General features: G+C 70.4%; 18 protein-coding genes. 14 read left to right on the plus strand and 4 right to left on the minus strand.

Annotated features, from left to right (window positions below):
- Positions 1 to 150 precede the first annotated feature (150 nt).
- The 7 genes from atpE to atpC all read left to right on the plus strand — a co-directional run bounded on the left by atpE (position 151) and on the right by atpC (position 6,114).
- Positions 151 to 357 carry an ATP synthase F0 subunit C gene (atpE, locus tag VH914_21650; GenBank protein HEX4493821.1) on the plus strand — a complete coding sequence of 69 codons (207 nt, stop codon included), beginning with the start codon at positions 151 to 153 and terminating at the stop codon, positions 355 to 357.
- A 31-nt stretch (positions 358 to 388) separates the two neighbouring features.
- Positions 389 to 1,045, plus strand: a complete 657-nt coding sequence (gene atpF / locus VH914_21655; protein ID HEX4493822.1) for a F0F1 ATP synthase subunit B — start codon at positions 389 to 391, stop codon at positions 1,043 to 1,045.
- A 2-nt stretch (positions 1,046 to 1,047) separates the two neighbouring features.
- Positions 1,048 to 1,578 (plus strand): ATP synthase F1 subunit delta, encoded by a 531-nt coding sequence (atpH, locus tag VH914_21660; protein ID HEX4493823.1) that lies wholly within the window; start codon positions 1,048 to 1,050, stop codon positions 1,576 to 1,578.
- A complete protein-coding gene (gene atpA, locus VH914_21665) occupies positions 1,578 to 3,116 on the plus strand; it encodes a F0F1 ATP synthase subunit alpha (protein HEX4493824.1) in 1,539 nt (512 codons plus the stop codon). The genes atpH and atpA overlap by 1 nt, the downstream gene beginning before the upstream one ends.
- 220 nt (positions 3,117 to 3,336) lie before the next feature.
- The gene (locus VH914_21670; GenBank protein HEX4493825.1) at positions 3,337 to 4,287 is read left to right on the plus strand and encodes a F0F1 ATP synthase subunit gamma; all 951 of its coding nucleotides are present in this window, start codon (positions 3,337 to 3,339) and stop codon (positions 4,285 to 4,287) included.
- Entirely contained in the window at positions 4,284 to 5,720 is a 1,437-nt protein-coding gene (gene atpD / locus VH914_21675) for a F0F1 ATP synthase subunit beta (GenBank protein ID HEX4493826.1), read from the plus strand. The genes VH914_21670 and atpD overlap by 4 nt, the downstream gene beginning before the upstream one ends.
- 4 nt (positions 5,721 to 5,724) lie before the next feature.
- Positions 5,725 to 6,114, plus strand: coding sequence for an ATP synthase F1 subunit epsilon (gene atpC / locus VH914_21680; GenBank protein HEX4493827.1), 390 nt, complete (start codon positions 5,725 to 5,727; stop codon positions 6,112 to 6,114).
- Positions 6,115 to 6,129: 15 nt separating this feature from the next.
- Here atpC and glpX read toward each other — a convergent pair whose 3' ends face one another.
- Positions 6,130 to 7,089 (minus strand): class II fructose-bisphosphatase, encoded by a 960-nt coding sequence (gene glpX, locus VH914_21685; protein ID HEX4493828.1) that lies wholly within the window; start codon positions 7,087 to 7,089, stop codon positions 6,130 to 6,132.
- Between the two features lie 157 nt (positions 7,090 to 7,246).
- Between glpX and VH914_21690 the strand changes: the two genes are divergently transcribed.
- The 5 genes from VH914_21690 (at position 7,247) to VH914_21710 (ending at position 13,491) form a co-directional block, all read left to right on the plus strand.
- Complete coding sequence (locus VH914_21690; GenBank protein HEX4493829.1) at positions 7,247 to 8,050, plus strand: SDR family NAD(P)-dependent oxidoreductase; 804 nt, start codon at positions 7,247 to 7,249, stop codon at positions 8,048 to 8,050.
- A 108-nt stretch (positions 8,051 to 8,158) separates the two neighbouring features.
- Positions 8,159 to 9,790: a methylmalonyl-CoA mutase family protein gene (locus VH914_21695; protein HEX4493830.1), complete on the plus strand. Its 1,632-nt coding sequence runs from the start codon at positions 8,159 to 8,161 to the stop codon at positions 9,788 to 9,790.
- A 7-nt stretch (positions 9,791 to 9,797) separates the two neighbouring features.
- A complete protein-coding gene (locus tag VH914_21700) occupies positions 9,798 to 10,424 on the plus strand; it encodes a class I SAM-dependent methyltransferase (GenBank protein HEX4493831.1) in 627 nt (208 codons plus the stop codon).
- A gap of 102 nt (positions 10,425 to 10,526) precedes the next feature.
- Complete coding sequence (locus VH914_21705) at positions 10,527 to 11,774, plus strand: DUF1800 domain-containing protein (GenBank protein HEX4493832.1); 1,248 nt, start codon at positions 10,527 to 10,529, stop codon at positions 11,772 to 11,774.
- Positions 11,775 to 11,997: 223 nt separating this feature from the next.
- Complete coding sequence (locus VH914_21710; GenBank protein HEX4493833.1) at positions 11,998 to 13,491, plus strand: DUF1501 domain-containing protein; 1,494 nt, start codon at positions 11,998 to 12,000, stop codon at positions 13,489 to 13,491.
- A 126-nt stretch (positions 13,492 to 13,617) separates the two neighbouring features.
- On the opposite strand, the gene VH914_21715 is transcribed toward VH914_21710, so the two are convergent.
- Genes VH914_21715 through VH914_21725 form a run of 3 tightly spaced genes read right to left on the minus strand, consistent with a single transcriptional unit; the run spans position 13,618 to position 16,827 of the window.
- Complete coding sequence (locus VH914_21715) at positions 13,618 to 14,703, minus strand: prenyltransferase (GenBank protein ID HEX4493834.1); 1,086 nt, start codon at positions 14,701 to 14,703, stop codon at positions 13,618 to 13,620.
- 28 nt (positions 14,704 to 14,731) lie between these two features.
- A complete protein-coding gene (locus VH914_21720; protein HEX4493835.1) occupies positions 14,732 to 15,481 on the minus strand; it encodes a class I SAM-dependent methyltransferase in 750 nt (249 codons plus the stop codon).
- Entirely contained in the window at positions 15,475 to 16,827 is a 1,353-nt protein-coding gene (locus VH914_21725; GenBank protein HEX4493836.1) for a glycosyltransferase family 4 protein, read from the minus strand. The genes VH914_21720 and VH914_21725 overlap by 7 nt, the downstream gene beginning before the upstream one ends.
- 123 nt (positions 16,828 to 16,950) lie before the next feature.
- Between VH914_21725 and VH914_21730 the strand changes: the two genes are divergently transcribed.
- Positions 16,951 to 18,786: a S9 family peptidase gene (locus VH914_21730; protein HEX4493837.1), complete on the plus strand. Its 1,836-nt coding sequence runs from the start codon at positions 16,951 to 16,953 to the stop codon at positions 18,784 to 18,786.
- Positions 18,783 to 19,436 (plus strand): alpha/beta family hydrolase, encoded by a 654-nt coding sequence (locus VH914_21735; GenBank protein HEX4493838.1) that lies wholly within the window; start codon positions 18,783 to 18,785, stop codon positions 19,434 to 19,436. Before VH914_21730 ends, VH914_21735 begins: the two co-directional genes overlap by 4 nt.
- Positions 19,437 to 19,461: the final 25 nt, after the last annotated feature.

Genomic DNA, 19,461 nt, shown 5'->3' on the forward strand with positions numbered 1-19,461 from the left:
GGATTCGAAGTCCTCGTGAGCTTCCTGCAGGCCTTCATCTTCACGATCCTGACGGCCGTCTACATCGGCGGCACGATGCATCCCGAGCACTAGGGAGGAACCTTGCTCCACCTTCTCGCAGCTGCGGCTGTCACCGACAACACGGCCGGTTTGCAGGCTGTCGGTCGCGGCATCGTCTACGGCGCCGCGGCTATCGGCCCCGGCATCGGTATCGGTCTCGTCGTTGGTAACGCCATCACCGCGATGGCGCGCCAGCCCGAGTCGGCCGGCACCGTCCGTACGACGATGTTCCTCGGCATCGCGTTCACCGAGGCGCTCGCGCTCTTCGGGTTCGTGCTCGCCTTCATCCTCAAGTAAGCCCCGATCAACCGGTATCAGGAGCTCAACCATGCGTGTCCGGAGACTGATCGCCGCGGCGTGCCTCACGTTCGCGACCGTTGGTGTCATGGCGGGAACGGCGCACGCGGCCACGTCGCCGTACGCGAACAAGTTCGACAAGGAGTGCGCCGAGAAGCTGCACAACGGCCTCGACGTCGACGACTGCCAGCAGGCCGACAGCCCACTGAAGCCGGAGAACTCGGAGCTCGTCTGGGGCTCGATCTCGTTCCTCCTGCTGCTCGGCATCTTCTGGAAGTTCGGCTACCCGGCGGTGACGAAGTCGATGAAGGCCCGCGAGGACCGCATCCGCGGCGACCTCGAGCAGGCCGAGGGTGCAAAGGGCGAGGCCGAGGGTGTGCTCGCGGAGTACCGCGCGCAGCTCGCGGACGCGCGTGCGGAGGCGGGACGCATCATCGACGAGGCCCGGCAGTCGGCCGACGGTGTGCGGCGCGACCTGATCGCGCGCGCCGAGGCCGACGCGGCCGAGGTCCGCGCTCGCGCGCAGGAGGACGCGCGCGTCGCCGGTGATCGCGCGATGGCCGACCTGCGCGGTCGGGTCTCCGACCTGTCGATCGAGCTCGCGGAGAAGATCGTCGAGCGCAGCCTCGACCGTGACACGCAGCTCGCGCTGATCAACAACTACATCGACTCGGTGGGGAGCAACTGACGATGGCGTCGGCGGACCGCATCGAGGCGTACGCCCGGGCGATCTTCGGGATCGTCGAGGCGGAGGGCCACCTCAGCGACACCGAGGAGGAGCTGTTCCGTTTCGCGCGCGCGTTCGAGAGCAACGACGAGCTGCGCGCGAGGCTGTCCGACCGCTCGATCGCGGTCGCGGTCCGGCAGAGCGTGATCGAGGACCTGCTCGCGCACCGCGCGCTGGAGAGCACCGCGGCGGTCGTGTCGTTCCTCGTCTCGATCGGTCGGGTCTCGGAGCTACCGGCGATCGTCGACCGGTTCATCGAGATCGCCGCCGGTCACCGGGCGCACGAGGTCGCCGAGGTGCGCAGCGCGGTGGCGCTCGACGCGAAGCAGCAGGAGCGGTTGGCCGCCGCGTTGTCGGCGGCGACCGGCAAGCAGGTCGAGGTCAAGGTCATCGTCGACGAGGACGTGCTCGGTGGGATCGTCGCCCGTATCGGCGACACCGTCATCGACGGCACCGTCCGCCGCCGGCTGGCCCAGCTGAAGGAACACATCTGATGACGGACTTCACGCTCAATTCCGACGACATCGCCGAGGCGCTGCGCAAGCACGTCGAGGACTTCAAGCCCAACGTCGAGCAGGAGCGCGTCGGACGGGTGCTCGAGGTCGCCGACGGCGTCGCGCGGGTGCAGGGTCTGCCCGGCGCGGCCGTCAACGAGCTGCTCGAGTTCGAGGGCGGCGTGCTCGGACTCGCTCTCAACCTCGACGAGGACTCGATCGGCGCGGTGGTGCTCGGCACGGTCGACGAGATCGAAGAGGGCCAGTCGGTCAAGGCGACCGGGCGCATCCTCTCGGTGCCCGTCGGCGAGGGCATGGTCGGCCGCGTCGTGAACGCGCTCGGTCTTCCCATCGACGGCAAGGGCCCCATCGCGTCGACGGAGCTGCGCCGCCTCGAGGTGCAGGCGCCCGGCATCGTCGGCCGCCAACCCGTCGGCGAGCCGCTGCAGACCGGGATCAAGGCCATCGACGCGATGACGCCCGTCGGGCGCGGCCAGCGCGAGCTCATCATCGGCGACCGCAAGACCGGCAAGACCACGGTCGCGATCGACACGATCCTGAACCAGAAGGGTCAGGGCGTGAAGTGCATCTACGTCGCGATCGGGCAGAAGGGCTCGACGGTCGCGCAGACCGTCGCGACCCTCGCCGCCGCGGGCGCGATGGAGTACACGGTCGTCGTGAACGCGCCGGCCGCCGACGAGGCGGTGTTCAAGTACCTCGCGCCGTACTCGGGCTGCGCGATCGGTCAGCACTGGATGGAGCACGGCCAGCACGCGCTCGTCGTGTACGACGACCTGTCGAAGCAGGCCGAGGCGTACCGCCAGATCTCGCTGCTGCTGCGCCGCCCGCCGGGCCGCGAGGCCTACCCCGGCGACGTCTTCTATCTCCACAGCCGTCTCCTCGAGCGCGCCGCGAAGCTCTCCGACGCCCTCGGCGCCGGTTCGCTCACCGCACTGCCCGTGATCGAGACGAAGGCCGGTGACGTGTCGGCGTACATCCCGACGAACGTCATCTCGATCACCGACGGCCAGATCTACCTCGTCGACGACCTGTTCAAGTCGGGCGTGCGCCCCGCGATCGACGTCGGCATCTCGGTGTCGCGCGTCGGCAGCGCCGCGCAGATCAAGGCCATGAAGTCGGTCGCGGGCACGCTGAAGCTCGACCTCGCGCAGTTCCGCGAGCTCGAGGCGTTCGCGACGTTCGGCTCCGAGCTCGACGCGGTGTCGAAGGCGCAGCTCGAGCGCGGGTACCGGCTCGTGGAGCTGCTGAAGCAGCCGCTGAACTCGCCGATGCCGGTGGAGGAGCAGGTCGTGTCGATCTACGCGGGCACGAACGGCTACCTCGACGACATCCCGGTCGGCGACGTGAAGCGCTTCGAGTCGGAGATGCTCGATTACTTCCGCGGTCCGCACGCCAACCTGCTCGCGACGATCCGCACGAGCGGCGCGGTGCCCGAAGGCAGCGCGCTCGCGGACGCGGTCACCGACTTCAAGGCCCGCTTCGTTGCCAGCGACGCCACCACGGCCGGCGCCGCTTGATGCTCATGGTCGCTCTCGCTGCTCGGCGGGATACCCGCATCGCGGTCGCTCGTGGCTCCGGCGAGCTCGCTTCGCTTCCGCTGCGCTCGCCCGGTGTGGACACGCGCGGCGAAGGCGCCGAGCGGAGCGAGGCGTCGAGCTCGCGAGCGAGCGACCGAGTCCGCGACCCGAAGGGGAGCGGGCGACGTCGCGAGCGAATGAGCAGAGTGAGCGCATAGGCATGGCAGGGCAAGAGAGGATCCTGCGCCGCAGGATCCGGAGCGTGCAGAGCACGAAGAAGATCACCCGCGCGATGGAGCTCATCGCGTCGAGTCGGATCGTGCGCGCCCAGGCGGCGGTGCGCGCGGCGCAGCCCTACAGCGACGGCATCACGAACGTCGTCGAGCACCTCGCCGAGGCGGGCGCGGGCGGTTCGAGCCCGTTGATGACGCCGCGCGCCGAGGTGAAGACCGTCGCCCAGATCGTGATCGCCGCGGACCGCGGCCTGTGCGGCGGTTACAACACGTCGGTGCTGCGCGCCGCGGAGCTCGACATCGCCGCGCAGCAGCGCGACGGACACGGGTACGCGCTGGTCGCGGTCGGGCGCAAGGTCGAGAGCTACCTGCGCTACCGCGAGTACCGCATCGACGCCGCGTTCACCGGCTTCAGCGACCAGCCGAGCTACGAGAACGCGCGTGCGGTCGCGGCGGCGGTAACGGGCAAGTTCCTCGCCGGCGAGATCGACATCGTGCAGCTCGTGTACACGAAGTTCATCTCGGCCGGCACACAGACCGTGGTGCTCGAGCGCCTCATGCCGCTCGAGACCCATCCGACCGGCGTGCCCGCGGCGACGAACGAAGCCGGCGAGCCGCAGGAGGCGTACGAGTTCGAGCCCGGACCCGACGCGATCCTCGACGCGCTGCTGCCGCGCTACGCGGAGTCGCGCATCTTCGCGGCACTGCTGAACGCGGCCGCGTCGGAGCACGCGGCGCGGCAGCGCGCGATGAAGGCGGCGACCGACAACGCCGACGACCTCATCACGAGCCTCAGCCGCGTCATGAACCGCGCCCGGCAGGAGCAGATCACCACCGAGATCATGGAGATCGTCGGCGGCGCCGAGGCTCTCGGGTCCGGCCGCGCCGACGACGTCCGTGAGCACCCCCGTCATCTCCGAATCGAGGAGCAGGCATGACCACCATCGCAGAGCCGACGCTCAAGGACGGTCGCGTCGTCGCGATCGCGGGGCCGGTCATCGACGTGGAGTTCCCGTCGGACGCGCTGCCCGAGATCAACCACGCGCTCGAGGTCGACATCGAGCTCGAGGGCGAGACCATCGTCGTCACCGCCGAGGTCGCGCAGCAGATCGGCGACAGCCGCGTGCGGGCCATCTGCATGAAGCCGACCGACGGCTTGAAGCGCAACCAGGCGGTGCGCAACCTCGGCCACGGCATCATGATGCCGGTCGGCGACGGCACGCTCGGCCACGTGTGGAACGTCATCGGCGAGCCGCTCGACACCGACGGCGTGGTGCCGGAAGGCATCGAGGACCGCTGGGAGATCCACCGCAGCGCGCCCGCGTTCGACACGCTCGAGCCGCGCGCGTTGATGTTCGAGACCGGCATCAAGGTCATCGACCTGCTCGAGCCGTACGTGCAGGGCGGCAAGATCGGCCTCTTCGGCGGCGCCGGCGTCGGCAAGACCGTCATCATCCAGGAGATGATCAACCGGGTCGCGTCGCAGCACGGCGGCGTGTCGGTGTTCGCGGGCGTCGGTGAGCGCACGCGTGAAGGCACCGACATGTGGATCGAGATGCAGGAGTCGGGGGTCATCGACAAGGCCGCGCTCGTGTACGGCCAGATGGACGAGCCGCCGGGCGTGCGCATGCGCGTGGCGCTCGCCGCGCTCACCGTCGCCGAGTACTTCCGCGACGTGAAGAACCAGGACGTGCTGCTCTTCGTCGACAACATCTTCCGCTTCGTGCAAGCGGGCTCGGAGGTGTCGACGCTGCTCGGCCGGATGCCCTCCGCGGTGGGTTACCAGCCGACGCTCGCCGACGAGATGGGCGAGCTGCAGGAGCGCATCACGTCGACCCGGGGCAAGTCGATCACGTCGTTGCAGGCCGTCTACGTGCCCGCCGACGACTACACCGACCCCGCGCCGTTCACGACGTTCACCCACCTCGACGCGACGACCGAGCTGTCCCGCCAGGTCGCGTCGCTCGGCATCTACCCCGCGGTGGACCCGCTCGCGTCGACGTCGAACATCCTCGCTCCCGAGATCGTCGGTGACCGCCACTACAACGTGGCTCGGCGGGTGCAGGAGGTGCTCCAGCGCTACAAGGAGCTCCAGGACATCATCGCCATCCTCGGGCTCGACGAGCTCTCCGAGGACGACCGGATCGCGGTCGACCGCGCCCGCAAGATCCAGAAGTTCCTGTCGCAGCCGTTCTTCGTGGGCGAGGTGTTCACGGGTCTGAAGGGCATCCACGTGTCGGTCGACGAGACCGTCGAGTCGTTCGAGCAGCTCGTGAACGGCGACCTCGACCACCTGCCCGAGCAGGCGTTCTTCAACGTCGGCGGCGCGGAGTCCGCGATCGCCAAGGCGAAGACGCTGCAGGAGTCATGACGGCATGACTCTCACCGTCGAGGTCGTCTCGCCGGAGGCGATCCTGTTCACCGGCGACGCCGACATGGTCGTCGCGCGCACGCTGGGCGGTGGCGACATCGCGTTCTTGACCGGCCACGTCTCGTTCCTCGGCGCGCTCGACGACTGGCCGCTGCGCGTGATCCAGGAGCACGGTCAGGTGACGTTCGCGGTGCACGGCGGCTTCGTGGAGGTCTCCGACGATCGGGTGACCGTGCTGTCCGACGTCGCCGAGCCGTCGACCGGGATCGACGCGGCGCGTGCACAGGCCGCGTTGGAGACCGCCGAGGCCGCGCTGCGCACGGATCCCGACGACGAAGCCGCCGCCGCCGCCGTCACCCGCGCCCAGATCCGCCTCGAGGTCGCCCGCTCCTAGTCCGTCGGTCGAGAGTTACTCGTCGAAGCGGATGGCGGAGTAGCGCATGAGCTTGGGCCAGCGGTGCGTGGCTTCGATCTTGCGGATCGTGCCGGTCTTGCCCCGCATGACGAGCGACTCGGTGCTGGCACCGTCGCCGAAGTAGCGGACGCCCCGCAGCAGATCGCCGTCGGTGACGCCGGTCGCCGCGAAGAACACGTCGTCGCCGCGCACCAGGTCGTCGGTGAACAGCACGCGGTCGAGGTCGTAGCCCATGTCGAGCGCGGCGCGGCGCTCGTCGTCGTTGCGGGGCCACAGGCGACCCTGGATCGATCCACCGAGGCACTTGATGCCGGCCGCCGCGATCACGCCCTCGGGCGTGCCGCCGACACCGAACAGCACGTCGATGCCGGAGTTGCGCCAGACGACCGAGAGCGCGCCGGCGACGTCGCCGTCCTGGATGAGCTTGATGCGCGCACCCGCCTCGCGGCACTCGCGGATGATGTCGGTGTGACGGTCGCGATCGAGCACGACCGCGGTGACGTCGGAAACCCGCTCGCCCAGCGCCTTGGCGACCGCTTCGAGGTTCGCCTTCACCGGGGCGTTGATGTCGATCGCGTCGGCGGCTGCGGGACCCGCGGCGATCTTCTCCATGTAGACGCACGGACCGGGATTGAACATCGTGCCCCGCTCCGCCACCGCGATCACCGAGATCGCGTTGTTGCGGCCCATCGCGGTGAGCGTCGTGCCCTCGAGCGGGTCGACCGCGATGTCGACCTTGGGCGGGGAGCCGTCACCGATCTGCTCGCCGTTGAAGAGCATGGGCGCTTCGTCCTTCTCGCCCTCGCCGATGACGACGACGCCGTCCATCGACACGCTGTTGAGCACGAGGCGCATGGCGTCGACCGCCGCGCCGTCGGCCGCGTTCTTGTCGCCCCGTCCCATCCACCGGCCGGCGGCCAGCGCGGCGGCCTCGGTGACCCGGACGAGCTCCATCGCAAGGTTGCGATCGGGCGGCTGCGGCGTCTCCACTTGCGGCGCTCCTTCGAGATGATCGACGGTGATCAGATGAACGGACGGTGAACCGACCGGGGGCATCGTAGGCGGCGAAAGACCTATCGTCTCCCGGCCCGAATCGGTACAGGGAGGACGAATGCGGCTCGACGGCAAGGTGGCACTCGTGACCGGCGCGGCCTCGGGCATCGGGGCGGCCTGCGTGGCCCGGTTCGTGCGGGAGGGTGCTCGGGTCGTCGGCGTCGACCTGAACCCGCCGACGGCCGCGCTCGACGTGACCGACGACCGGGCCGTCGCGTTCGCGGCGTGTGACGTGCGCGACGAGCGCGCGGTACGCGACGTCGTCGGCGCGGTCGTGCAGGAGCACGGTCACCTCGACGCGGTCGTGAACGCGGCCGGCGTCGCCGGCGGCGGTCCCGCGCATTTCGTCGACGAGGCGGAGTGGCGACGCGTCATCGACATCAACCTCACCGGCACGTTCCTCGTCGCGAAGCACGCGATCGCGCAGATGCTCGAGCAGCCGCGCGACGCCGACAACGAGCGCGGGTCGATCGTGAACCTCGCGAGCGTCGAAGGGCTCGAAGGCACCGCGGGTGGGAGCGCGTACAACGCGTCGAAGGGTGGCGTCGTCCTGCTCACGAAGAACCTCGCGATCGACTACGGCGGCAAGGGCATCCGCGTGAACGCGATCTGTCCCGGCTTCATCGAGACGCCGATGCTCGACGGCGTGGTGAAGCAGGCGGGGATGGAGGACGTCGCGGGCGACATCGTGCGCGAGCACAAGCTCAAGCGTCTCGGCCGCCCCGAGGAGATCGCGTCGGTCGCCGCCTTCCTGATCTCGTCCGACGCCTCGTTCGTGAGTGGCATCGCGATGCCCGTCGACGGGGGCTACACCGCGGGTCGGGACCACGGTGTGACCGCGCTGATGGGGCTGCAAGACTGATGACGTGAGCGAGCGAGTTCCTCCGAGGGCGCGCCGTGGCGTGTGCTCCTCCACGCGAGCGAGCGGGGCCCGAGCGGCCCCGCGTCGCAGGCGCCGGGAGCCGAGACGATGAGTGCACGCGACGAGTGGCGAGAGGCCTTCGCGGCCGCCCCCTCGCGCGCCGCCGACTTCACGAGCCTCTCGGGTGTCGAGGTCGACCCGGTCTACGGACCTGAAGAGGGTCCGTTCCCCGGCCAGTACCCGTACACGCGCGGGCCGTACGCGTCGATGTACCGCTCGAAGCTCTGGACGATGCGGATGTTCGCGGGCTTCGGCACCGCGCCCGACACGAACCAGCGCTTCCACGAGCTGCTCGACGCGGGCGGCGACGGGTTGTCGACCGCGTTCGACCTGCCGACGCTGATGGGTCGCGACTCCGACGACGAGCTCGCGCTCGGCGAGGTCGGCAGGTGCGGCGTCGCGATCGACACGCTCGCCGACGTCGAGGATCTGTACCGCGGCATCGACCTCGGCGTGGTCACGACGTCGATGACGATCAACGGTCCGGCCGCGATCGTGTTCGCGATGTTCGTCGCGAACGCGGAGCGCGGGGGCACGCCGCGCGCACAGATCGGCGGCACGCTCCAGAACGACATCTTGAAGGAGTACCAGGCGCAGAAGGAGTTCATCTTCCCGCCCCGCCCGTCGATGCGACTCGTCGCCGACACGATCCGCTTCTGCGCCGCGGAGATGCCGCGTTTCCACCCGATCTCGATCTCCGGCTACCACATCCGCGAAGCCGGGAGCACCGCGGCGCAGGAGCTTGCGTTCACGCTCGCGAACGGCTTCGCGTACGTCGAGCTCGGTCGCAACGCCGGCCTCGACGTCGACGCGTTCGCGCCGCGCCTCTCGTTCTTCTTCAACGCGCACCTCGACTTCTTCGAGGAGATCGCGAAGTACCGCGCCGCGCGCCGCATCTGGGCCCGTTGGCTGCGCGACCGTTACGGCGCGACGACACCGCGCGCGCAACAGCTCCGCTTCCACACGCAGACCGCGGGCGTGTCGCTCACCGCGCAGCAGCCCGAGGTGAACATCGTGCGCACGGCGATCGAGGCGCTCGCCGGGGTGCTGGGCGGCACCCAGAGCCTGCACACCAACTCGATGGACGAGACGCTTGCGCTGCCGACCGACCGCGCGGCGCGCATCGCGTTGCGTACGCAGCAGGTGATCGCGCACGAGACACGCGTCGCGAATGTCGCCGATCCGCTGGGTGGATCGTGGTACGTCGAGGCGTTCACCGACGAGATGGAACGGCAGGCCGAGGAAGTGTTCGCGCACCTCGACGACATGGGCAACGGCTCGCTGCTCGAGGGCTGCCTGCGCGCGGTCGAGGACGGCTGGTTCCAGGGCGAGATCGCCGACAGCGCGTACGAGCTCGAGCGGAAGCTCAACCGCGGCGACCACGTGGTCGTCGGCGTCACGGGCTTCCTCGAGGGCAACGACGAGCCGCCGCCGCCGACGCTACGAATCGGTCCCGAAGTCGAGCAGGAGCAGCTCGACCGGCTCGCGAAGGTGAAGGCCGACCGCGACGGCGCGCGCGTCGAGTCGGCGCTCGCGCGCGTACGCCACGACGCGTCGGAGCCGACGACGAACCTCATGCCCGCGCTGCTCGGCGCGGCCGACGCGTACGCGACGGTCGGCGAGATCTGCGACACGCTTGCGGGCGTCTTCGGCCGGCACGTCGAAGTCGCGCGGATCTGAACCACTGATGCTCGACGCGCAGTTGCTCGACGTCGCGCGCGCCGCGAAGGGTTTCATGCCCGACGATGAGGGCGCCGCGTTGCACGACGCCGCGCTCGCCGCCGCGCGCCGCGTCGGCGCACCGCTGCTCGAGGTCGGCACGTACTGCGGCAAGTCGGCGGTGTATCTCGGCGCGGCCGCGCGTGAAGCGGGCACCGTGCTCTTCACCGTCGACCATCACCGCGGCTCGGAGGAGAACCAGGCGGGCTGGGAGCACCACGACCGCGAGGTCGTCGACTCGCGCACCGGCCGCATGGACACGTTGCCGTTCTTCCGGCGCACGATGGAAGCGGCCGGGCTCGAGCAGCACGTCGTCGGCGTGGTCGGTCATTCGGGGCCGATCGCGACGGTGTGGGCGACGCCGCTCGCGTTCGTGTTCGTCGACGGCGGCCACTCCGAGGCCATCGCGATGGCCGACTACGAGGGCTGGGCGCGACACCTGGGTGCCGGCGGGATCCTGGCCATCCACGACGTGTTCGAACGGCCCGAAGACGGTGGTCGGGGGCCCTTCCAGGTGTGGCAGCGGGCGGTCGCCGACGGCCTGAAGCCCGTGGGCGTGACGGGGAGTCTGCGCACGCTCGAACGCACTGAGTAATCAACATCGTTCAAGTTCCCACGCTCCGTGGCCGAAGCTGTGTGTCGACCCGCGGTGCGTCCGTGCGTGTGGCGCGCCGCCGGTGAGCGGACGGGGGACATCTTGGCGAGCGAACAAGAGCGGAAGGCGCACGTCGTGCGCCGCCTCGGCATCGGCGGGAACCCCGATGTCGTGGCCGGGATCACCGACATCCCGGGCTTCGTCGAATCGCAATTGGCGAAGCGGGGCTACGTCACGGTCCCGTCGGCGCTGACCGCGATCCCGGCGAGCATGAAGTCGAACGGTCGCCAGTGGGAGCCGCCGTGGGTGTGGTGGCTCCACCAGATGGCCACGAACACACGACTGCTCGAGGAGCGGCTCACGTGGTTCTGGCACGACCACTTCGCGTGCGGCGGCGCGGGCATGCCCGGCATCTATCTGCTCATGCGGCAGCAGCAGACGATCCGCAAGAACGCGATGGGCAACTTCGGCACACTGCTGCGTGCGATCGCTCGCGATCCCGCGATGATGTCGTTCCTCGACGAGGAATGGAACACGTTCCGGCACGTCAACGAGAACTACGCGCGAGAGCTGCTCGAGCTGCACACGGTCGGCGTGGGCAGTTACACGCAGACCGACGTCGTCGCCGCCGCGACCGCGAACACGGGTTGGCGCATCAACAACAGCACGAAGGCGCTGCGCGGTGTCGGTCCGTACGCGTCGTACTTCGACGCGAACACGCACGCGCGCGGCTCGCAGACCTTCCTCGGCAAGGCCGTCACCGACATGGACGACGTGCTCACGGTGCTGCTCGCGGCGCCGCAGACCGCGCACCACATCGCGAACAAGATGTGGCGGTACTTCGTCGGCATCAACGCCGGCGCCGACAAGGCCGACGCGCTCGCGGCGACGTTTCGCAACAGCGGCTACGACATCATGACGCTCGTCCGCGCGATCGTGACCGACCCGGCGTTCGTCTCGGACGCCGCGATCCGTACGCGCATCCGCACGCCGCTCGAGAAGCTCGTCACGGTCATGCAGGCGCTCAAGCAGCCCGACGTGACGCGCCTCGGCGGGATCGGCAACTACGCGCAGTGGTTGACCGACATGGACTACCGGCCCTTCTTCCCGCCGAACCCGGCCGGCTACCCGAAGAAGCGGCAGCTGCTCGTGACGAGCGCCTCGCTCATGGACACGCTGCACCTCGTGAAGATGACGGCGTCGGGGATGTCCGGCACCGCGACGCAAGTGCTGAACCGACTGGGTCTGTACGACGTCGATCCCGCGACGACGAGCGCCGTCACCGGTCAGCTCTCGTCGCAAGGCCGCATGGCGATGGCCGTCGGCAGCCCCGAGTTCCAGCTGGTCTGATCGGTGTTCATGGTCGCACTCGCTTCGCTCGCCGCTCCTGACGCCTCAGCCTCTGGCTCGAGCGACCCGCCGAGCGACCCGCCCGTCCTCGCGCTCATCTGATCGGTGTTCATGGTCGCACTCGCTTCGCTCGCCGCTCCTGACGCCTCAGCCTCTGGCTCGGGCGGCCCGCGGAGCGACCCGCCCGTCCTCGCGCTCATCTGATCGGAGTCTCATGGCCTTCGTGCGTGTCGAACCCCTCGAAACCGACCTCATCGACCTCGACGACCTCCTGCCCGCGCGCGTGCGCGCGCGGCGCATCGTCGAGCTCGCGCCCGACGACCGGCCCGCAGAGGCTCCCGACCGGCGCATCGAGGCCGACCAGGTCGCGGCCGCGGTGGGCGACGTGCTCGCGAGCGAACCGCGCGGCGTGAGCCGGCGCGGTTTCCTGCAGGGTGTCGGCGCGGCATCGACGGTCGCACTCGCGGGTGGCTACCTCATGAAGGTCGCGGCGCCCGAGCGCGCCGACGCGCTCGGCGCGGCCGGTGGCAATCCCGTGCTCTCGCCGAGCTCGCTCGGCGGGTTCGCGCCGAACCGCACGCTCGTGGTCCTCGAGCTGTCGGGCGGCAACGACTCGTTGAGCATGGTCGTGCCGTACACGAACAACGTGTACCGCTCGGTGCGCGGCGACGTCGCGATCAAGCCGAGCCCGACGACGACGCTCGACTCGGCGATCGGCCTGCACCCCGCGCTCACGCGCATCGCGGGCCACTACAAGGCGGGCCGCTGCGCGATCGTGCACGGTGTCGGCTACCCGAACCCCGACCTGTCGCATTTCGACTCGCTCGCGACGTGGTGGTCGGGGCGGCCGAACACGCTCGGGAACTCGGGCTGGCTCGGCCGCGTGCTCGACGGCACGACCGGCACGACGAACCCGCTGACGGGCGTCACCATCGGTATCGCGAGCCAGGCGATGATGGGCGACGCCGCGTACTCGACGACGATCGCCGACTCCGCCGGTCTCGACCCCGACTTCCCGTGGCCCCTCTCGCGCGACATGGCCGGCTTCCTCAGTGCGTGGCGCGGCATGGCCGCGGGCGCGCGTGCGACGGGTTCCGCGCACGGTGCGGTCCTCGACGGCATCCAGTCGACCGTCGACGTACGCAGCCAGCTCGACGGCGCGCTGCAGGGCGCGCGTGCACACGCGGGGAGCGCGTACCCACTCGTCGACCAGATGGTGACGGCCGCGCACCTCATCGCGTCGGGCGTCGCACCGAAGGTCATCTACGTGAACAACTTCGGCACGTTCGACACGCACACACAGCTCGTGTCGCGGCTCGCGCCGCTCTACGCGGAGCTCGACCAGGCCGTCGACGCGTTCCTCACGACGTTGTCGGCGCTCGGTGCGTCCGACCGGGCGATGCTCATGACCGCGTCGGAGTTCGGTCGCCGCGTGCACGACGACGGCGGTGGCGCCGACCACGGCACGGTCGCGTCGCATCTCGTGTTCGGCACCGGCATCGCGGGCGGTCGTCGTTACGGGACGATGGATCCGCTCACGGCACTCGACTCGAACGGCAACGAGCTCTTCGACCCGTCGCGCTGTGTCGACTACCGCGCGTACTTCGCGAACGGCCTCACCGACTGGCTCGGCGTCGATGCCGACCCGGTCTTCCAGAACGCCGACTACCCGTTCGCCGCGAAGTCGCTCGGCATGGTGAAGGTGCGCGCGAGCTGAGCAGCGCTTGCTCGCCCGAGCACGAGAAGGGGTCAGCGAGCCGCGAGCGCAGCGAGCCGGCGACCCGGCTTGCTCCCGTCCCGCGTCATGTCGGGCGAGCTTGCGAGCCCGACCAGTGAGAACCGCTCAGCGCTCGTCGCGACGACGCGCGCTGCGCTCGAGCTCGATCTCGGTGCCCGCCTCGATGAGCTCGTCGGCCGTGAGGCCGCCGGGAAGACCCTCGCCGCGCAGCAGTCCGCTCGTCGGACCGCGCCCGCCGAGCGCGTTCGCCGCGAGCACGACCGCGGCGGAGTTCCACGTCGGCTGCTCGACCGGGAACAGCTCCCAACCGGCGTCGAAGCCGTGCTCGAAGTTCGCACCGGTCCAGTAGCCGCCGTCGTCGGCGCGCAGGAACTGGATCCACGTGAACAGGTCGAGCGCGCGCTCGTGCAGACCGATCGCGTCGAGCGCGATCGCGGCCTCGCACGTCTCGGCCGCGGTGATCCACGGTTGATCGGACACGCACCGCACGCCGCGCCCCTCGGCGACGAACGTCTCCCACCGGCTCGCGATGCGCGCGTGGGCGGCGTGGCCGCGCAGCGCGCCGCAGAGCAGCGGGTAGTACCAGTCCATCGCCCAGCGGTTCTTGTCGAGGAACATCTCGGGCCGGTGCACGATCGCGATCGCGAGCGAGCCGAGCGACAGCTCCCAGTCGGGTCGTTCGCGTCCGAGGCGGCTTGCGCTCGCGATCGCGCAGCGCAGGCTCGACCAGATGCTCGACGAACCGGTCAGCAGCGCGCCCTTGCCCTCGACGCGCTCGGGGTCGGCGTCCCACTCGATCTCGCCGGTCGCGTGCTGGTGGTCGAGCGCGAAGTCGATCGCGCGCTCGACCATCGGGAAGAACATCTCCAGAAACGCGGTGTCGCCGGTCGCGAGGTAGTGGTGCCACACGCCGTTGGCGATGTAGCAGGTGACGTTCGTGTCGAGCGCGTAGTCCTCGATCTCGTCGCCCATGTAATACGCGTGCCACGCGCCGTCGGGACGCTGCTTGCGCCGCAGCCACTCGAACGCGCGACGCGCGTCGGCGTGGCGCCCGCCGACGTCGAGCGCCATCGCGGCCTCGACGAGGTTCCACGGATCGGTGTGCGCGCCCGGCGTCCACGGGATGTTGCCGTCGGGGAGCTGCACCGACGCGATCGCGTCGACCGTCTGCGCGACCTGCGCCGCGCTCATCACGTCACGGACCTCGGGGAGCGGGTACCTAGGCAAGGCTGCGCTTCCCGAACTTCGCCATCGAGGGCGACACCTTCTCGGTGTAGACGACGAGGCTCTTGCCGAGCACCGGGTTGAGCGCGCGCTCGAGCTTGATCGCGCCGCGCGGGTTGTGCTCGATGATGTGGCAGAGGAAGTCGTGGTACTTGCGCACGGGTGCGGCGTCGGTGTTGTCGAGGCCGTAGATGCACTTGAGCCACCAGTAGGGCGAGTGCAGCGCGTGCGCGTGGTGCGAGCCGCGCAGGTACAGGCCCGAGCGCTCGAGCTTCTGCTCGAGGTCGCGCTGGCGGAAGATGCGCACGTGACCGCCGGGCGTGTCGTGGTAGCGGTAGTTCAGCGCCCAGCTCACGCGCTCGGGCCAGCGCGTCGGCACGGTGACCGCGAGCCGCCCGCCCGGTCGCAGCACGCGCACGAGCTCGGCGATCGCGCGCTCGTCGTCCCAGATGTGCTCGAGGACTTCGGAGACGATGATGCGATCGAACGTCGCGTCGGGGAACGGCACGTCGAGCGCGTCGCCGCACACGACACCCGCGTACGACTCGGGACCGATCTCCGCGCTCTCGATCATCGCCCCGGTGACCGCGGCGACGTCCTTGAGCTCGGCGGCCGCGGCGTCGAGCGCGGTGACCCGTGCGCCTCGCCGCATCGCCTCGAACGCGTGACGGCCACCGCCGCATCCGAGGTCGAGCAGTCGTTCGCCGCGTTGCAGCCCGAGCCGGTCGAAGTCGACGGTCAGCATGCTCGGTCGTCGTCGGGACGGATCGTGGTGGGGCGGGCGTCGGCGACCTCGGCGTCGTGTCGCCGGCGCGCGTGCGCTTCGAGCTCGAGCCAGTAGTGCTCCTGCGTGCCCTCGGCGGTCTTGCGCCAGGTGAAGCGGTCGAGCACGCGGCGCCGGCCGCCCTCGCCGATGCGCTCGCGCAGCTCCGGGTGCTCCAGCACGTCGACGATCTGGTTCGCGAGGGCCGACGGGTCGGCGGTCGGCACGAGCATGCCGCTCACGCCGTGCTCGCCGACGACCTCGGGCAGCGCGCCGCCCGTCGTCGCCACGACCGCGGTGCCGCACGCCATCGCCTCGATCGCGGGGAGCGAGAAGCCTTCGTACAGCGACGGCACGACCGCGATCTCGGCCTCGCCGTACAGCTCGACGATGCGCTCGTCGGAGACGCCGCTCACGAACTGCACCGAGTTGGTCAGGCCGAGCTGCTCGATCTGCGCGGGGATCTTGCTCTTGTGGCGCGGGCTGCCGATGACGACGAGGTGCGCGTCGGGGCGCTCGGTGCGGATCTTCGCGAGCGCGTCGATGAGGTACGTCAGCCCCTTGAGCGGTACGTCGGCGCTCGCGGTCGTCATGAGTCGACCGGGCACGCGCGCGACGTGCGGCATCGGACGGAAGCGGGTCTGGTCGACTCCGACCGGCACGATGTGCAATCGCTCCTCGGCGACGCCCATCTGCTTGACGATGTCCTTCTTCGAGTTCTCCGACACCGTGAGGTGGCGCGGCAGGCTGCGCGCGACGCGCATCTGCATGTTGAGGAACCCGTACCAGCGACGCAGCGTGAGCCGGCGATGGAAGTTGGTCGCGGCCGCGAGGTCGAGGTCGCGGTCGACGGTGATCGGGTGGTGCAGCGTGTGCACGAGCGGCCAGCCGTCGTCGAGCATGCCGAGCAGCCCGGTGCCGAGGCACTGGTTGTCGTGCACGAGGTCGAAGTCGTGGCGCCGGCGCTGCAGCATCTTCCGCGCCCGCAGGCTGAACGTGTACGGCTCGGGGAACCCGGCCGTGCACATGAGCAGGAACTCCTGCAGGTCGATCAGCGTGCGCACCTCGTGCGGCCACGGGGTGCGGAACGGGTTCTCCTTGCGGTAGAGGTCGAGGCTGGCGACCTCGTTGAGCTTCACGGGCGGCTCGAGCACCGGCCACGGCTGACCCGCGAACACTTCGACGGTGTGGCCGAGGTCGCTCAGCTCCTTCGTCAGGTGCCGGCTGTAGACGCCCTGGCCGCCACAGTGCGGGTTGCCGCGGTACACGAGATAGGCGACGCGGAGCGGGTCCCCCGGGCGCGGCAGGGGACGGGGGGAAGTCGGCATGGGGCCCCAAGCCTGCCGGGGTTCGCCCCGTCTGGGCAAGTGGGACGAATGGCGCTCTCCACCCATCTCGCCCGTCCCGGGGACTGCGTTCGGTTTCAAGGGTCGGGCGCGTAGGGTCCGCGTATGACCGAGCTTCGACCGATCACGGCGGCGATGCTGGCCCGGTCGCACGGGGTGGGGGAGCCGAGGTGGTCGCCGGCGGGCGCCGCGCTCGCATGGCTCGACTCGTGGAACGGCCGCACCGACATCGTGGTCGCGCCGGCCGACGGTTCCGAGGCGCCGCGCGTGATCACCGCCGACTTCGCGGTCACGCCGGCCGGCGCGTACGGCGGGGGTGGCTACTGCTGGGTCACCGACGACCTGCTCGCGGTCGCCGGCGCGAACGGGCACCTCGCGATCGTCGACGCGAACGGCGGTGTCGTGCGCGTCGTCAGCGACCGCGGCGCCGCGTTCGCGCCCGCAGCATCACCCGACGGAACGCGCGTCGCGTTCAGCTTGGAGACCGACGCCGCGTGCGACATCGCGGTCGTGCCCGTGGACGGCGAGCAGTGGCCGCGCAAGCTCTCGCAGCGTGCCGACTACGCGTGGGACGCGGACTGGAGCGCCGACGGCCGCACGCTCGCGTGGCACGAGTGGGATCTCGACGAGATGTCGTGGGACGCGTCGCGCATCGCGATGAAAGCGGTCGACGGCGAAGGCGCGCCCGCGATCGTCGCGGGCGGACACGACGAAGGTGTCGGGCAACCGCGCTTCTCGCCCGACGGCGCGCACCTCGCGTTCGTCAGCGATCGCGGTGACGTCGCGCGCATCTGGGTGGCGCGCGCGACCGGCCGCGAGCCGCGGCTCCTGCACGACGAGCCGCACGAGCACGCGGGCCCCGCGTGGGGTCCCGGTCAGCGCACCTACGCGTGGGCGCCCGACGGCACGGCGATCGCGTACTGCCGCAACGAGCAGGGCTTCGGCCGCCTCGTGGTCAAGACGACCGACGACCGCAGCGAGCCCAAGGAGCTCGGCAAGGCGTGGCACTCGGGCATCGGGTGGAACGCGCACCGCGGCATCGTCGCGGTGCGCGCCGGCGCGAGAACGCCGTCGACGGTCGTCGTCGTCGACCCGCAGACCGGAGAGCGACGGGCCGTCGCGCGCGGTCCGGTCGGTGGCTTCGAGGCCGCAGGACTCGTCGAGCCCGAGGCCGTCGAATGGAAGTCGGGGCGCGCCACCGTGCGCGGGCTGCTGTACCGACCGGAACGCAGCGCGCTCGCGCCGAGGCAACCGCCGCCGCTCTACGTCCACATCCACGGCGGCCCGACGAGTCAGGTCGAAGCCGGGTGGAACCCGCGGATCGCGTACTGGGTGTCGCGCGGTTGGGTCGTGCTCGCGCCGAACTACCGCGGGTCGACGGGCTACGGCCGCGAGTACGCGCAAGGGCTCCGCGAAGAGTGGGGTGTCGTCGACGTCGCCGATACCGCGGCCGGCATCCGTCACGCGATCAAGGAAGCGTGGTGCGACCCGCACCGCGTCGCGGTGGTCGGCGGCAGCGCGGGCGGCATGACCGTGCTGCTCCTCTGCGCGCTGCACGGCGACGTCGTGCGCGCCGGCGTGAGTCTGTTCGGTGTGACCGACCTGTTCGAGCTCGCGCGGACGACGCACCGCTTCGAGTCGCGCTATCTCGACGCGCTCATCGGCAAGCTGCCCGCGACCGCCGATCGGTATCGCGATCGTTCGCCGATCACGCACGCGCACGAGATCACCGTGCCGGTGCTCGTGCTGCAGGGCGACGAGGACAAGGCGGTGCCCAAGGCACAGGCCGACGCGATGGTGGACGCGATGCGGCGCGCCGGCGCGCCGGTCGAATACCACGTGTACGCGGGTGAGGGTCACGGCTTCCGCAAGCTCGAGAACGTGATCGACGAGATCGACCGTACCGAGGCGTTCCTCACGAAGTGGGTGCTCGCTCGGTGACGGAGCTCGAGACCGAGTTCCAGGCGGGAAAACGGGGCGCGGACCGCGCGGTGCTGCTTGCGCACGGCGCCGGCGCCGACATGCACGCGGTCGCGCTGACGGCGTTCGCCGACGCGCTCGTCGCCGCGAAGATTCCCGTCCTGCGGTTCGACTTCCCGTACCGCAGCGCGGGCAAGAAGGCGCCCGACCGGCCCGCAGTGCTCGACGCCGCGACCCGTGACGCGGCGCGTGAGCTGAGCCGACGCACGAAGCTCCCGGCGGAACGGCTGGTGCTCGGCGGCCGGTCGATGGGCGGTCGCTACGCGTCGCTCGCGGTCGGCGCAGCCGACGACCCGCTGCCCGCGCTCGGCCTCCTGCTGCTCGGCTACCCGCTCCATCCCGCCGGCAAGCCCGACCAGCTGCGCGTCGAGCATTTCCCGCGCATCCGCGTGCCGGTCCTCTTCGTGAGCGGTACGCGCGACTCGCTCGGAGAACAACGCGCGATCAAACAACACGCGCGCAAGATCAAGGGACCGGTCGCGTTCCACTGGATCGAGAGCGCCGATCACGGGTTCCGGCCGCTCAAGGCGAGCGGACTGACGCAAGCGACCGCGCTGGTCGATGCGAGCGCCGCCGCCGTCGCCTGGGTGGCAGCGCTTCCCAAGCGCTGATTTCGAGCCCCGCGCCGATACGCTC

It is taken from the genome of Acidimicrobiia bacterium, from assembly GCA_036271555.1.
GTDB lineage: Bacteria > Actinomycetota > Acidimicrobiia > IMCC26256 > PALSA-610 > DATBAK01.